This is a genomic window from Pseudomonas sp. 14P_8.1_Bac3, assembly GCF_025466085.1.
GTDB lineage: Bacteria > Pseudomonadota > Gammaproteobacteria > Pseudomonadales > Pseudomonadaceae > Aquipseudomonas.
In genome coordinates this window covers 169,349-183,334 of record NZ_JANLOD010000018.1, presented here as the reverse complement: position 1 = coordinate 183,334, position 13,986 = coordinate 169,349, and the positions used below count along the sequence as shown (strand labels likewise).

Genomic DNA, 13,986 nt, shown 5'->3' with positions numbered 1-13,986 from the left:
GGAGCGGGCTTGCTCGCGAAAGCGCTCGTCCGGACGGCCCAATCTCTCAAGCCAAAAGCATCTGCCTGAGCTCAACACAATCCGCCGCATGCCAATCCGTCAACTCAGGCCACGGATTATCCGGCAGGTTCACCAACACCGTCCGCGCCCCGGCCGCCCTGCCGCAATCCAGATCAAAACGGTAATCACCGACCATCACCATCTCGCTCGCCGGCACCTTCCACGCTTCGGCCAGTTTCAGCAATCCACCGGGATGCGGCTTGGGCGGCGCTTCGTCACGGCCGAGCACATCGTCCGCCGCAAAGCAGTCCGCCAGGCCAATGGCTTCCAGCGTCACATGCGCCAGCTCCCGCGCATTGCGCGTGAGGATCCCCAGCCGATAACCGCGACCCGCCAGCTCACGCACCAGCTCCACCGCCCCCGGCGCCGGTTTCGAACCTAACGCCAGATCCCGTTCATGCTCCAGCAGCCACGCGTGCTTGGCGGCGGCTTCATCGGCCGGCAGCGCGGCGAGGTGGGTCAGGATGTCGTCTTCGGCGGGAATCGCCAACGCCACGCGGATGGCCGCGAAGTCATGGACCGCCACCGTCAGGGTGCCGTCCATGTCGAATACCCAGTGCCTCACCTCAGCCAGACTCATGCCCAATCCTTGCGGTGACGGATCAAGCCTTCCTGGGTGACCGACGCCACCAGTTGCCCGGCGCGGTTGAACACGCTGCCACGGGTGAAACCGCGAGAGTTGCCGGCCCACGGGCTGTCCATGGCGTAGAGCAACCAGTCATCCGCGCGCAGGTCCGCGTGGAACCACAGCGCGTGGTCGAGACTGGCGACCTGCATGTCTTTGTGCCAGACCGATTTGCCATGGGGCTGCATCGAGGTAGTCAGCAAACCGAAGTCCGAGGCGTAGGCCAGCAGGTATTTGTGCAGCGCCGGGGTATCGGCCAGGGCACCGTCGGCGCGAAACCAGACGTACTTGATCGGATCGGACGGCTGAGGGTTGTAGGGATCTTCCTCGGTGATCGGTCGGAATTCGATCGGTTTCGGGCACAGCAGTTTTTCCCGCATGTGCTCGGGGATCAGGTGCGCGCGCTGCTGGGCCAGCTCCAGCTCCGACGGCAGGTTTTCCGGGCCGACCACCACCGGCATCTCGGCCTGATGCTCGAAGCCTTTTTCGTCGTACTGAAACGAAGCGCTGCACGTGAAGATCGGGTTGCCCTTCTGGATCGCCGTCACCCGCCGGGTGCTGAAACTGCCGCCGTCGCGCACCCGATCCACCTGATACACCACGGGCAGCGCAGAGTCGCCCGGACGCAGGAAATAACCGTGCATCGAATGCACGTGCCGGGCTTCTTCGACGGTCTGACTGGCCGCTGACAGGGACTGACCGATGACCTGACCGCCGAACAATTGACGAAAACCCAGGTCCTGGCTGCGCCCGCGAAAGAGGTTTTCTTCGATGGGTTCCAGGGTCAGCAAATCGACCAGATCATCCAACACTTGGCTCATTCAGACTCTCCTCACACAACGCAATGCCGCGCAGTCTTGGCTGCGGCGGTCGATTCAGGTTCTGGCCGAGGCCATCATTGACGCCATTGTAAACGTCCGCGCCGGCTTATCCATGCAAGGTTTGCAGCCATTGTTCACGGGTAATGCGGTACAGCACATGGTGCCGCAACGGATGATCGGCCGCGAGCTTCGGGTGTTCGAAGTCATCCGCTGAATCATGCTGCATGCCGATGGCCTGCATGACTTTCTGCGACGGCGTGTTGGCCTCGGTGGTGAAGGACACGATCTCGTTCAGCGCCAACCGGTCAAACCCGCAGCGCAGAGCGGTCCAGGCCGCCTCACTGGCATAGCCCAGGCCCCAGTGCTCGCGCGCCAGGCGCCAGCCGATCTCGATGGCCGGGGTAAACGGCGCGTCGAAACCGACCACACCCAGCCCGGTAAACCCGATGAAAGCGCCCGTGTCCTTGCGCTCCAACGCCCAGAGGCCAAAACCGTGCTCGGCAAAATGCCCGCGGACCCGCCCGATCAACGACGCACTTTCCAGCCGACTCAGGGCCGCCGGAAAATAACGCATCACCTGCGGATCGGCACACATCTTCGCAAACGCCGGCAAATCCTCATCTCGCCACTGCCGCAACAACAGTCGCGCACTTTCCAGTTCCAGTATCGGCTCCATCGTGCCCTCCCCCAAACCATGCCGCCAGTCTACAACGCTGGTACGATCGCTCTTTCATTCCTGCCTGATTTCAACATGCCGCTGCCGTTGATCTACCACGAAGACTACAGCCCCGAGTTCCCGGCGGATCACCGCTTCCCCATGGACAAGTTTCGCCTGCTGCGCGATCACCTGGTGGACAGCGGCCTGACCCGGGACGCCGACCTGCTGCGCCCGGAACTCTGTCCACCGGAGATTCTCGCCCTCGCCCATGACGCTGCTTATATCGAACGCTACATGAGCGGCGAGTTGTCCCGCGAAGACCAGCGGCGCCTCGGTTTGCCGTGGAGCGAAGCGCTGGCCCGGCGTACCGTGCGCGCGGTCGGCGGCTCGCTGCTGGCGGCGGAACAGGCGCTGCAACACGGGCTGGCCTGCCACCTGGCCGGCGGCACGCACCATGCGCATTACGACTACCCGGCGGGCTTTTGCATCTTCAATGACCTGGCGGTGATCAGCCATTACCTGCTGGAAAGCGGTCGTGTGAATCGGGTGCTGATCTTCGATTGCGACGTGCATCAGGGCGACGGGACTGCACGCATCCTGCACAACACCCCCGACGCGGTGACCGTTTCCCTGCACTGCGAGAAGAACTTTCCTGCACGCAAGGCCGACAGTGACTGGGACATCCCGCTGCCCAAAGGCATGGGCGATGCCGATTACCTGAGGGTGGTGGATGACGCCCTGAATTACCTGCTGCCGCTCTATCAACCGGACCTGGTGTTGTACGACGCCGGTGTCGATGTGCACAAGGATGACGCCCTCGGTTACCTGAAGCTGACAGACGAAGGCGTTGCCGCCCGGGATGAAAGCGTCATGCGCCATTGCCTGGGGCGGGATATTCCAGTGGTGGGAGTGATTGGCGGTGGCTACAGCAAGGATCGCCAGGCATTGGCGCGACGGCATGGCATCCTCCATCACAGCGCACAGCGGGTGTGGACGTCATCAGGTTGTCATTGAACGGTGAGTCTTTACCCACAATGCCTGTGGAACTGCCTGTGGATAACCTGAGTGAAAGGTCCTACAGGCCAGACTGCACCTAGCCTAGAACCGGGTGGTTGTTTTTTGATCAGCCCAATAACACTGATGATATCTGTGGGAGCGGGCTTGCTCGCGAAGGCGGTGTGTCAGCCAGCGTGGATGTTGACTGATCCACCGCCTTCGCGAGCAAGCCCGCTCCCACCCTGAGCTGTGCTGGTAGAATGCCCGGCTTATTCCGCCATACCGCAGCGCTTCTAATGACCCAGCCCGACACTTCCCTCCCCCCACACGTCGCTATCATCGGCGGCGGCCCCGCCGGCCTGATGGCCGCAGAAGTGTTGAGCCAGGCCGGAATCAACGTCGACCTGTACGACGGCATGCCGTCCGTGGGGCGAAAATTCCTGTTGGCCGGCGTGGGCGGCATGAACATCACCCACTCCGAAGACTACCCGGCGTTCCTCTCCCGCTACGCCGAACGCGCGCCGCAGATTGCGCCGCTACTACGCGCCTTTGGCGCCGAGGCGCTGTGCCAGTGGATTCATGACCTGGGCATCGAAACCTTCGTCGGCAGCTCCGGCCGGGTGTTTCCCACCGACATGAAAGCCGCCCCCCTGCTGCGCGCCTGGCTCAAACGCCTGCGCGACAACGGCGTAGTTATCCACACCCGCCATCGTTGGCTCGGCTGGAATGCCCAAGGGGGTTTGCGCATCAACAGCCCCGATGGCGAAAAAACCATCCAGCCCGACGCGACCCTGCTGGCCCTCGGCGGCGGCAGTTGGTCGCGGCTGGGTTCGGATGGCGCCTGGATGCTCGCGCTGGAGCAGCGCGGCGTAGGACTGATGCCATTGCAACCGAGCAATTGCGGTTTCGAGGTGCAGGCCTGGAGCGAATTGATGGTCAGTAAGTTCGCCGGTGCGCCGCTGAAAAATATCGCCATCGGCCTCAATGACGACGTGCCGCGGCTCGGCGAATGTGTGATCACCGCCACCGGGATTGAAGGCAGTGTGATCTATGCGCTGTCGGCGTCGATTCGCGAAGCGATCAACCTGAACGGTTTGGCGACCATTCACATTGATCTATTGCCGGGCCGGCCTGTGGATAAGATTCAGGCGGCGCTGAGCAAACCGCGCGGCTCGCGTTCCATGGCGAAACATTTGCACAGTCAGCTCGGGATTGATGGCGTGAAAGCGGCGCTGCTGCGTGAACTGACGCCAGCGGAATGCTTTGCTGACGCGCCGCTGCTGGCCAGGGCGATCAAGGCGTTGCCGCTGACTCTGGTGAAAACCCGCCCGCTGGACGAAGCCATCAGCAGCGCCGGGGGCGTGACGTTCGAGTCGATGGATGAACGCTTGATGCTCAAGCAACTGCCTGGCGTGTTCTGCGCGGGGGAGATGCTGGATTGGGAAGCGCCGACGGGGGGCTATTTGCTGACCGCGTGTTTCGCCAGTGGGCGCGCGGCGGGGATGGGGATGGTGGAGTGGTTGAAGCGCCGCCGTTGAGACCGCGTTCTCATGAAAGAACGCGGTCACCTATGAGCGGGCTTGCTTCGGGCGGCGTTCCGACGAAGGCGTCCTGAAAACTGCCGCATGACCTCAAGGCTTACGCTTACGCGGCCCGGTATTGAACACCGGCACTTTGCGCACAGGCTTGATCGAAGGCTCCGGCGCCGAAGCTTCCCCGCTCTCAACCCATTTACCCAAATTGCGTTTACCACCGCTGGACGTCTTCGGCTTCTTCGGTTTTTTCGGCTTCTTCACCACCTGGCCGCTGGCATCGGTGTCCGGCACGCGGTGCTCAGGTTCAAAGTCGTGTTCCACCTGCCGCGGCAATGTCTGACGGGTCAACGTCTCGATGGCCGACAGCAGATTCACTTCATCGGCACATACCAGCGAAATCGCCTGCCCGGTCGAACCCGCCCGGCCGGTACGACCGATCCGGTGGATGTAGTCTTCGGCCACGATCGGCAAGTCGAAATTGACCACCAACGGCAAATCTTCGATATCCAGACCACGGGCCGCGACGTCGGTGGCCACCAGAATCTGCACCTCGCTGGCCTTGAAACGGTCCAGTGCGCGTTGACGGGTCGCCTGGGGTTTATCGCCATGGATGCCGTCGGCATTGATGCCCAGCCCCTGGAGTTTCTCCACCAGCGCATCCACGCCGTTGCGGGTCTTGGCGAACACCAGCACCTGCTTCCACTTGCCCTTGCGCAGCAAATGAATGAACAGCTCCGGCTTGCGCTTCTTGTCCACCGTGACCACCCACTGCTTGACCGTGTTGGCAGCGACGTTGCGCGGGCTGACTTCGATGCTCAGCGGGTCGTTGAGCATTTGCCCGGCCAGCAGACGAATCGCGTCGGAGAAGGTCGCGGAGAACAACAGCGTCTGACGTTTCTTCGGCAGCACGCGGTAAATGTTCCCCAGCTCCTCGGAAAAGCCCAGGTCGAGCATGCGATCGGCTTCGTCCAGCACCAGGGTTTGCAACTGGTTGAACTTGAGCGCGTTCTGGCGGAACAGGTCGAGCAAACGGCCCGGTGTCGCCACCAACAGGTCGACGCCTTTGCGCAGCTTCATCATTTGCGGGTTGATGCTGACGCCGCCGTACACTGCGTAGGTGCTCAGCGGCAGGTTCTCGGCGTACTGGCGCACGGCTTCGTGAACCTGCTCCGCCAGTTCGCGGGTCGGCACCAGGATCAGCGCGCGTACCGAGTTGGCAGTGACTTTCGGCCCTTCCATGGCCAGTAATTGCAGAAGTGGCACGGCGAAACCGGCGGTCTTGCCGGTGCCGGTCTGCGCGGCGGCCATCAGGTCACGACCGGCCAGCACCGCCGGAATGGCTTGCGCCTGGACCGGCGTCGGGGTCTGGTAGCCGAGCGTCTCGAGAGAGCGCAGCAAGGGTTCGATCAGGCCAAGGGTGGCGAAAGTCATGGGATTACCGTAGGAAAATTCAGCGCGGGTTGTACAAACAAGAGTGCAATTGCCGCGCAGTTTACCCTAATTCACACGCGATTCTGTCTGCACCACCGCAGCCGGTCGCACCGGCGCCCGCCGCCACTGCGGTAAACCGATCAATACCACGGCGCTGATGATCACCAGCATGGCCACGGCTTCTTCAATGCCGATGGTTTCGCCGACAAACACAATGCCCAGCAACACCGCCACCGCCGGGTTGACGTAGGCATAACTGGTGGCCGCCGCCGGCCGCACGTTTTTCAACAAGTACATGTAGGCGTTGAACGCGATGATCGAGCCGAAGAAGATCAGGTACGCCAATGCGGCCCAGCCTTCGATCGGTGGCAGGCTGTCCAGGTGTTCTCCGCTCACCGCACTGCCGATCAATAGCACCACGCCGCCCACGAGCATTTCCACGGCACTGGCCATGGCGCCTTGTGGCAACGGCAAGTGTTTGCTCCAGACCGAACCGAACGCCCAGACCGCCGCCGCGAACACCAGCAGCATCGCGCCGAGCGGACTCGATTGCAGGTTTGAACCGAGATTCAACATGCCGATGCCGATCAGCCCGAGCACGATCCCGGCCCACTCCAGACGGGTATTGCGCGCGCCCCAGAAATACCCGCAGAGCAAGGTAAACAGCGGCACCGTCGCCACCGCCAATGCGGCCACCCCCGACGCAACGCCAGTGTGCTCGGCCACGCTCACGGCCCCGTTGCCGCAACTGAGCAGCAAAATGCCGATGATCCCCGCCGCTTTCCACTGCGCCCAGGTCGGCGCCGGAGCCCCGCGCCAGCGCAGGAAGGCGTACATCAACGTCCCGGCAATCACGAAGCGGATCCCGGCGAGCAGCAGCGGCGGCCAGTATTCGATTCCAATGCGGATCACCAGGTAAGTCGACCCCCAAATCACGTACAACGCGAAAAAGGCAGCGATCAACGGTAAGGGAAAACGGCGCAGGCCAGACATGAGGGCAGCTCGCAGGCAAAGACAAGTGAGTCGCTATTCTAGAAAGGCCACCGGCTAAAAATAAGTTACAAAACCTGTTTATAGCGCCGGTACACTTTTCAAATCACGGTGATGCGCCGCAACACCTGTGGGAGCGGGCTTGCTCGCGAAGGCGGCATGTCAGTCGCTCAGGATGTCGACTGACACACCACATTGGCGAATGAACCTCGCTGTTCACCGCAACAATGAGTAACGCAAGAACATTCGCACACAGCTTCAGGCCCCTTCCTACATCATTCTTCCATGCCCGCTGATAGCGTTTCGGATTCTTGCGATTCGCTCGGGCCCTGCATGTCACGAGCGTCGTCCCTTTTTATCTCGGCTCAAGGATGGGCTATCGAAGCAAAAGGATGAGTGCATGCTCGCACCTGCTGATTTCCCTCAATTCACCCTGACGATCCCCACCGTTCACCACGACTTCAAAGTCCTGAGTTTCAAGGGCACCGAAGCCATCAGTGAGCTCTATGCCATTCGCGTCGACCTGGTCAGCGAAAACCCCAATGTCGATCTGGAAAGCCTGCTCAGCCTGCCGGCGTTCCTGCAATTCGGCTTCAATGGCGAAGGCCTGCATGGCCGCATCGAAAACGTGGTCGCGGGGCACGTTGGCAGGCGCCTGAGCCACTATCACCTGACGCTGGTACCGGCGCTGCACTACTTGCAGTTCAGCTACAACCAACGCATTTTCCAGAACCTGACGGTGCCGCAGATCGTCACTCAAGTTCTGAAGCAGCATGGCCTCCAGACGGACGCATTCACCTTCCATGTTCGCACCAGCGCCGAGCGCGAGTACTGCACGCAGAACATCCACCTATCTGCCAACTGGAACGCTGCCAAAGGCTGGAACAACAGCGCCCTGGACATCGTGTTTATCGATCGCCCTGCCGAAAACTATCAACGCGTGGTGCACCCCAATGAGTAAGTGCCCATGGATACTCAAATTAGGTTTTGCGCTGCTGATCCCATTGTTGGGCGGATGTGCCTTTGCCGATCACCGATCACTCCCGTATGACGCTTGGAGTCTCAGATTTTTTTCACGGGACTACATGGAAGTCTGGATCGAAACGGCAGATGTCGTTGATATCAATGCGCGGGTATTTCGGCGCGCCGGGAGCGGAATCCCCGCGAGTAGTTATCCCCGGCCGCTGAGTAAAGGCATACCGGCCCGTTTCAAGGGTGATCCAAAAGGATGGCCTGAGCATCCCGGAGGAAAAGGTCGATATGTGCGGGATGCCGACCTGCCTCGCCTGGTCTATGTACGCTGGCAGTCCATGGCCGAACCGCAGACCTATGAAGCGTATATCGAGATCCCTGAATCGGCGCGCAAGACCATGCTTCAAGGTGAAAAAACGTATTGTCGTGCAGACGGTAAATGGATAACGGATCACCGGAATATGTTGATCGTGGGCTTGGCACCTGGGGGAATTGCGAAAGTGTGGCTAGGCGGCCAATGTCTGCTGTCCACCGAGGTCATACGGGTCCAAGGCACGATCAACGCCAAAGGCCCCAACGGAGGGACGTCCGATGGAAGACATCGACGGCTTTCAGATGAGTCCAAAGCCTATGTGGATTCATTCGGGATTCCATATGGCTCTTGGTAAAAACTATCGCGCAGCCTCACCGATCAGCAAATTATGCGGGCCATTCAATAAGTGCACAGGTCTGCTGATCGGGTTGTTGATGGTTTTCAACCCAAAGAGCTTCGCGCAATCCGACCACAAACTACCTTGGTTCCTGGGTTTCTCAGCACCGGCTTACATGGAAGTCTGGATTGAAACGGCGGACGTGGTCGATATCCAAGAGCGGGTGTTTCGAGGCGCAGGAGGTGGGATCGCTTCTGTGCCTAAGCCGCCGAACAATCAGGGCATCGCCAAAGGCTGGGTCAGCAGCAACGGTGCCGGCAAGGGCAGGTATGTCACAGGCGCCGATCTGCCCCGCCTGATTTATGTACGCTGGCAATCGCTAGCGGAACCGCAAACCTATGAGGCCTCTATTGCCCTACCCGAATTCGCACGGGAAATCATGCGCAGGCCGGAAAAGGCTTTTTGCCGCTTCGGTGCCGAATGGATTACCGAGTCCCGAGACAACATCGGCATTGGTTTGGCGCCGGGTGGCATTGCCAAAGTCTGGCTTGGCGGTGCGTGTCTGAGCGCCATAGAAATAATGCGGGTAGAGGGCACAATAAATTCTAAAGGCCCTTATGAAGGAAAATCTGGCGGTAAACATCGACCCTTGTCTGGAACCTCCAAGGCTTATATAGAAAAGTTCGGGATTCCATATGGCTCTTGGTAAAAACTATCGCGCAGCCTCACCGATCAGCAAATTATGCGGGCCATTCAATAAGTGCACAGCTCTGCTGATCGGGTTGTTGATGGTTTTCAACCCACAAAGCTTCGCGCAATCCGACCAGAAACTACCTTGGTTCCTGGGTTTCTCAGCACCGGCTTATATGGAGGTCTGGATTGAAACGGCGGACGTGGTCGATATCCAGGGGCGGGTGTTTCGAGGCGCAGGAGGTGGGATCGCTTCTGTGCCTAAGCCGCCGAACAATCAAGGCATCGCCAAAGGCTGGGTCAGCAGTAATGGGGGCGGAAAGGGTCGCCATGTCACAGGTGCTGACCTGCCTCACCTGATTTACGTGCGCTGGCAGTCGCTAGCCGAACCGCAAACTTATGAGGCCTATATCGTCATTCCCGAATCAGCCAGGGAGATCATGCGCAAACCAGAAAAAGCCTTCTGCAGGGCCGATGGGAAATGGATCACTGACTACCGCGATGATGTCGGCATTGGTCTGGCGCCCGACGGTATTGCCAAGGTCTGGTTGGGCGGTCCTTGTCTGAAGGCGGTCGAGATTGCTCGGGTAGAAGGAACCATCAACCCGAGAGGACCTTATGAAGGTAAGTCCGGCGGTAAACATCGGCCCTTGTCTGGAACCTCCAAGGCTTATATAGAAAAGTTCGGCATTCCCTACGGCTCCTGGTAACTCATGGCTACGCAGGAGATCCCTGTGCGGGACTTGCCTGATAGCGGTGTGTCAGTCGATATCTGATTGATCTGACCCGCCGCTATCGCGGGCAAGCCCGCTCCCACAGGACCGATGAGATCCTGTAGAGCGAAGCCTGCCTGCAAAGGCGATCGATCAAATGCCGCTTTGACCGGCAGACAGCAAACCGGGCATGTCCCGCAACCGAACCCACGGCTCTTTGCGCCAGTGCAACAGCCGCAGCGTTCCGCCCGCCCACTCCATTGCCCGCATATGCGGCGTGTGGGTCGAAGCAGGGCCCGTCTCTTCGCGCAACATCGGCACCACATGGTGGGTCAGCCAACGCCGCAAATGGCGGTTTTCCGGGCAGTAGTGATAGACCAGCATCGCGTACACGCCGGACTCGCTGAGCATCAGGGTTTCCAGTGAGTCCTCGCGTCCAGATAAAACCATCATCTGTCGCTGATCCGCGTCGAGCTTGAGCACGTACTTGCCGTTGATATCCACCCCCATCAGTCGGCCAATGTCGCGAGCGGAGAACCATGCTTCGGCGTGCAGCAATAGTGCTCGGAGTTGGATGTGATGACGGATGAAGGTTTGGGGGGTGAAGCTACCGTCGTTTAAAGATGGATAGGCTGCTTCTGACTGACTTGAATCAGCACTGTTATCAAGGGTGTTGCGGGTAATTTTAACCATGGGCGAATCTCCGAACCAAAAGTGTCCCCATTGATTCGGGCTTGCAGTCCCGGTCACTGAATTGTCAGCGACGTCCAAGAGGTTATCGATGCCGCAAAAGGCGGGCAAGAAAGACGAGCCTTATTGTTCGGTAGGATCGATCGTCGATTTTCAGGCTGGATTAAACACAATAAACAGGATCGAACCCGTCCCTCGTGGGAGCGGGCTTGCTCGCGAAAGCGGCGCCTCAGTCAACATCAATGTGAATGACACGCCGCCTTCGCGAGCAAGCCCGCTCCCACCTTTGATTTGAGGTGTTCTTAGAACCCGCGATGGCGCTTGAGGTGTTCATTGATTTTCGCCGCCGGCACTTTCTGCAGGCTGACCAGCAAATCATGGGACAGCTCGCGCAACCCGTGCTTCTGCCGCAACTCCTGCGCCAGGTGCGCCGTCAGATTGGCCGCCATTTCGGCATCGGCCATGGCCCGGTGAGCCTGGCCGGTGTGGGGCAGTTGGGCGAAGGTGGTGAGGGTGCCGAGTTTGTGGTTCGGCGCGGCGGGCATCAGGCGGCGGGCCAGCAGCAGCGAACAGGCGAAGTTCTGCAGGCGTGTGCGTTTGATTCGCCCCAGTTCGAAGTCCCAGAACTTCTGGTCGAACGCGGCATTGTGCGCGAGCAACGGCGTGCAGCCGACGAACTCGTTGACCTCGTTCATCACTTTTTCCGCCGAGGGCGCGGTGCGCAGCATGGCGTTGCTGATGCCGGTGAGCTGTTCGATGAAAGCCGGGACGCGCACGCCGGCGTTCATCAGGCTCTGGTAACGCTCGACGATGCGCCCCTGTTCAAGGATCACCACGGCGATTTCCGTAGCGCGGCAGCTGCTGCTGGGGGAGATGCCGGTGGTTTCAAAGTCGATGACTGCTATGCGTTCCAAACCTGTTTCAACTCCGTAAAAATCAATTCTTGAGCAGCAGCGCGCCTTCGATCGGCACGTAGCGACTGGCGGCGCGGATCAGCGAATTGGCCGTCAGCCCCGGCACGCCATAGGCCACGGCCTGCACGCCGTGCTTGGCGATGATGCGTTCGAGCAACATGTCGAAATCACCGTCACCGGAGGCCAGCACCACTTCGTCGACGTGGTCTGCGGCGTCCATGATGTCGAGGGTGATGCCCACGTCCCAGTCACCCTTGGCCGAGCCGTCGCTGCGCTGGATATAGGGTTTGAGCTTCACGATGAAACCGAGGTTGCGCAGGATCTGCTGGAACTGCTGCTGCTTGCTGTCGCCACGGTCGATCGCGTAGGCGTAGGCCTCGACGATTTCGCCCTGTTTGCTGATATCCGCCCACAGCGCCGCGTAGTTGAAGTGGCAACCATAGGCCTGACGCACGGTGTAATAGAGGTTTTGAACGTCGGCGAACACTGCAATTTTTTTCACCGGTTTTCCTCAAGGCAGGATCAGGCACCGGGCCCGAAAAGTGGCCCAGTATGCCAGCCTGGAGGATTGTTCCGCGAATAATCGGTCCGGAGCGCCGCAGCGCTCCGGACGAATGGCGTGTCAGACGAAGGAATCGTCATCGTCGCCGAAGAACGACGAGCTGTCGTCGCTGTAATCGGTATCGGCGTAACCGCCCCGATCACTGCTGTTGTCAGCCATGCGCTGATCGTCGCCCCAACCGTTGCCGCCGCTCTGGTCGTTGACCTGAGCCGGCTCTTCCCTGATCACTTCAACCACTTCCGGTTGCTGGTTGTGGTGAAACAGGCTGCTGATGCCCTGTGCCAGCATCACGCCACCCGCCACGCCGGCGGCGGTTTTCAGGGCGCCACCGAGGAACCCTCCACCGACGGGCTGCTGCGGCGCGTAGTTCTGCTGTGGCGGTGGCGGTGCACCAAAGTTTTGTGGCGGGGGCGGCGAATTGAACGACTGCCGACCCGGCTCACGCCAGCCACCACTGGAGGGCGGCGCACTGGGCGCAGGGGTGTCACGGGAACTGCCGCCGAAAATACTCGACAGGAAACCGCCGCCGCTCGGCGCCGGGGCCGCGGTCTGCGCCTTGGCGGCCTGCAACTCGGCCTGCAATTGCTGGACTTGCTCGGCGAGTTGCTTGTTCTGCGCGTCGAGGCTCTTGATCGCGGCCTCTTGCACCAGAATCGCCTGGGTCATGAAGTAGCCCGCCGCGGGTTGGCGAGTCAGGTGCTCCTTGATCCGCGCCTCGGCCTGGGCGTCGCGCGGGGCTGAATCCGTTTCGGCCTGTTGCAGCCGGGAAAACAGTCCATCGATCAGGGTTTGTTCTTCGCTGTTCATGGCGACCTCGTAGATTGCCGGGAAAATCGTTGCCCTTCTCCAAAGAGGATACGGTGCCTGACCTTAATGGAGGCTGAAACAAGTTGTTTCAATAACCTTTACCGAACGTTTACGTTTGCTCCCTGTGATACATCATCGGTTACAGTGAGTAACTGAATATTGCCTGCGATACCGACTGATGAATCCGTTCGACGTACTGCGTGACTCTCTGTATTTCTTCAAACGCAATCTGGGCCAGATCGTGCAGTTGTGCCTGCCGCTGGTGATTTTCGAAGCGCTGCTGCAGCAAATGGTCGATCGCTCCACCGATCCGGACAGTTTCCCCGGCATCAGCGTCATCGTCGGCCTGCTGGTGTATCCGCTGTACACCGCCGCGCTGATCCTGTTTCTCGATGCACGCAGTCGGGGTGAATCACCGCGCAACCGCGATCTGCTGGCGAGGGCTGCCTATCTGTGGCCGCGCTTTGCCCTGCTGACGGCGCTCAACACCTTGCTGATTCTGCTGGGCTTGTCGTTGTACTTCCTGCCGGGTATCTGGCTGATGGTGGTGCTGTCCTTTGGCGAATACCTGCTGGTGCTGCGCGGCATGGCGCCACTGACGGCGATGAAGGCCAGCCTGCGCCTGACCCGCGGCCATTTCCTGCGCATCCTGGTGTGCATTCTCTGTGTGATGGGGCCGTTGTGGGTGCTCAAGGGCTTGACTCTGCAACTGTATCCGGAGCCGCAGAACCCGGTGATTTCCCTGCTGCTCGACAGCGCGCACAGCTTTTTGCAGCTGTTCACCAGCGTGGTGTTGTTCCGCTTGTTCATGCTGATCGACGATGCCCCCGAGCAAATCGACCGCCCGCTGTAAGCGTGGGCTTCGGCGCTGC

General features: G+C 60.2%; 15 protein-coding genes and 1 pseudogene. 7 read left to right on the top strand and 9 right to left on the bottom strand.

Translation table 11 applies throughout. The annotated features are described in order from the left end of the window. Positions 1-46 precede the first annotated feature (46 nt). From NTD84_RS06595 to NTD84_RS06585, 3 genes are all read right to left on the bottom strand, one after another. Positions 47-640, bottom strand: a complete 594-nt coding sequence (locus NTD84_RS06595) for an HAD family hydrolase (protein ID WP_262164143.1) — start codon at positions 638-640, stop codon at positions 47-49. Further along, positions 637-1,506: an acyl-CoA thioesterase II gene (tesB, locus tag NTD84_RS06590; RefSeq protein WP_262164142.1), complete on the bottom strand. Its 870-nt coding sequence runs from the start codon at positions 1,504-1,506 to the stop codon at positions 637-639. Before tesB ends, NTD84_RS06595 begins: the two co-directional genes overlap by 4 nt. A gap of 106 nt (positions 1,507-1,612) precedes the next feature. Beyond that, positions 1,613-2,182 carry a GNAT family N-acetyltransferase gene (locus tag NTD84_RS06585; protein ID WP_262164141.1) on the bottom strand — a complete coding sequence of 190 codons (570 nt, stop codon included), beginning with the start codon at positions 2,180-2,182 and terminating at the stop codon, positions 1,613-1,615. A gap of 75 nt (positions 2,183-2,257) precedes the next feature. Between NTD84_RS06585 and NTD84_RS06580 the strand changes: the two genes are divergently transcribed. Together NTD84_RS06580 and NTD84_RS06575 are read left to right on the top strand one after the other, a co-directional pair. Continuing rightward, positions 2,258-3,178 carry a histone deacetylase gene (locus NTD84_RS06580; protein WP_262164140.1) on the top strand — a complete coding sequence of 307 codons (921 nt, stop codon included), beginning with the start codon at positions 2,258-2,260 and terminating at the stop codon, positions 3,176-3,178. A 278-nt stretch (positions 3,179-3,456) separates the two neighbouring features. Beyond that, positions 3,457-4,698, top strand: a complete 1,242-nt coding sequence (locus NTD84_RS06575; RefSeq protein ID WP_262164139.1) for a TIGR03862 family flavoprotein — start codon at positions 3,457-3,459, stop codon at positions 4,696-4,698. Positions 4,699-4,791: 93 nt separating this feature from the next. Here the strand turns inward: NTD84_RS06575 and NTD84_RS06570 are convergent, their stop codons facing one another. Beyond that, the gene (locus NTD84_RS06570) at positions 4,792-6,126 is read right to left on the bottom strand and encodes a DEAD/DEAH box helicase (RefSeq protein ID WP_262164138.1); all 1,335 of its coding nucleotides are present in this window, start codon (positions 6,124-6,126) and stop codon (positions 4,792-4,794) included. A 66-nt stretch (positions 6,127-6,192) separates the two neighbouring features. After that, positions 6,193-7,119, bottom strand: a complete 927-nt coding sequence (gene yedA, locus NTD84_RS06565) for a drug/metabolite exporter YedA (RefSeq protein WP_262164137.1) — start codon at positions 7,117-7,119, stop codon at positions 6,193-6,195. A 397-nt stretch (positions 7,120-7,516) separates the two neighbouring features. Here yedA and NTD84_RS06560 point away from each other — a divergent pair. From NTD84_RS06560 to NTD84_RS06545, 4 genes and pseudogenes are all read left to right on the top strand, one after another. Next, positions 7,517-7,957 (top strand): annotated as a pseudogene (locus NTD84_RS06560) (contractile injection system protein, VgrG/Pvc8 family); the annotation flags it as partial. A 112-nt stretch (positions 7,958-8,069) separates the two neighbouring features. Next, positions 8,070-8,756, top strand: a complete 687-nt coding sequence (locus NTD84_RS06555; RefSeq protein WP_262164136.1) for a DUF2931 family protein — start codon at positions 8,070-8,072, stop codon at positions 8,754-8,756. Next, positions 8,743-9,447, top strand: a complete 705-nt coding sequence (locus tag NTD84_RS06550) for a DUF2931 family protein (protein WP_262164175.1) — start codon at positions 8,743-8,745, stop codon at positions 9,445-9,447. The genes NTD84_RS06555 and NTD84_RS06550 overlap by 14 nt, the downstream gene beginning before the upstream one ends. Beyond that, entirely contained in the window at positions 9,434-10,138 is a 705-nt protein-coding gene (locus NTD84_RS06545) for a DUF2931 family protein (RefSeq protein ID WP_262164135.1), read from the top strand. The genes NTD84_RS06550 and NTD84_RS06545 overlap by 14 nt, the downstream gene beginning before the upstream one ends. A gap of 156 nt (positions 10,139-10,294) precedes the next feature. Here the strand turns inward: NTD84_RS06545 and NTD84_RS06540 are convergent, their stop codons facing one another. From NTD84_RS06540 to NTD84_RS06525, 4 genes are all read right to left on the bottom strand, one after another. After that, entirely contained in the window at positions 10,295-10,834 is a 540-nt protein-coding gene (locus tag NTD84_RS06540) for a Bro-N domain-containing protein (protein ID WP_262164134.1), read from the bottom strand. Positions 10,835-11,133: 299 nt separating this feature from the next. Then, the gene (locus NTD84_RS06535) at positions 11,134-11,745 is read right to left on the bottom strand and encodes a PolC-type DNA polymerase III (RefSeq protein ID WP_262164133.1); all 612 of its coding nucleotides are present in this window, start codon (positions 11,743-11,745) and stop codon (positions 11,134-11,136) included. A 22-nt stretch (positions 11,746-11,767) separates the two neighbouring features. Continuing rightward, positions 11,768-12,247 (bottom strand): NYN domain-containing protein, encoded by a 480-nt coding sequence (locus tag NTD84_RS06530; RefSeq protein WP_145318151.1) that lies wholly within the window; start codon positions 12,245-12,247, stop codon positions 11,768-11,770. A gap of 120 nt (positions 12,248-12,367) precedes the next feature. Then, a complete protein-coding gene (locus NTD84_RS06525; protein WP_262164132.1) occupies positions 12,368-13,114 on the bottom strand; it encodes a DUF2076 domain-containing protein in 747 nt (248 codons plus the stop codon). A 178-nt stretch (positions 13,115-13,292) separates the two neighbouring features. Here NTD84_RS06525 and NTD84_RS06520 point away from each other — a divergent pair, with 178 nt between their 5' ends. Beyond that, positions 13,293-13,967 (top strand): YciC family protein, encoded by a 675-nt coding sequence (locus tag NTD84_RS06520; protein WP_262164131.1) that lies wholly within the window; start codon positions 13,293-13,295, stop codon positions 13,965-13,967. Positions 13,968-13,986 lie beyond the last annotated feature (19 nt).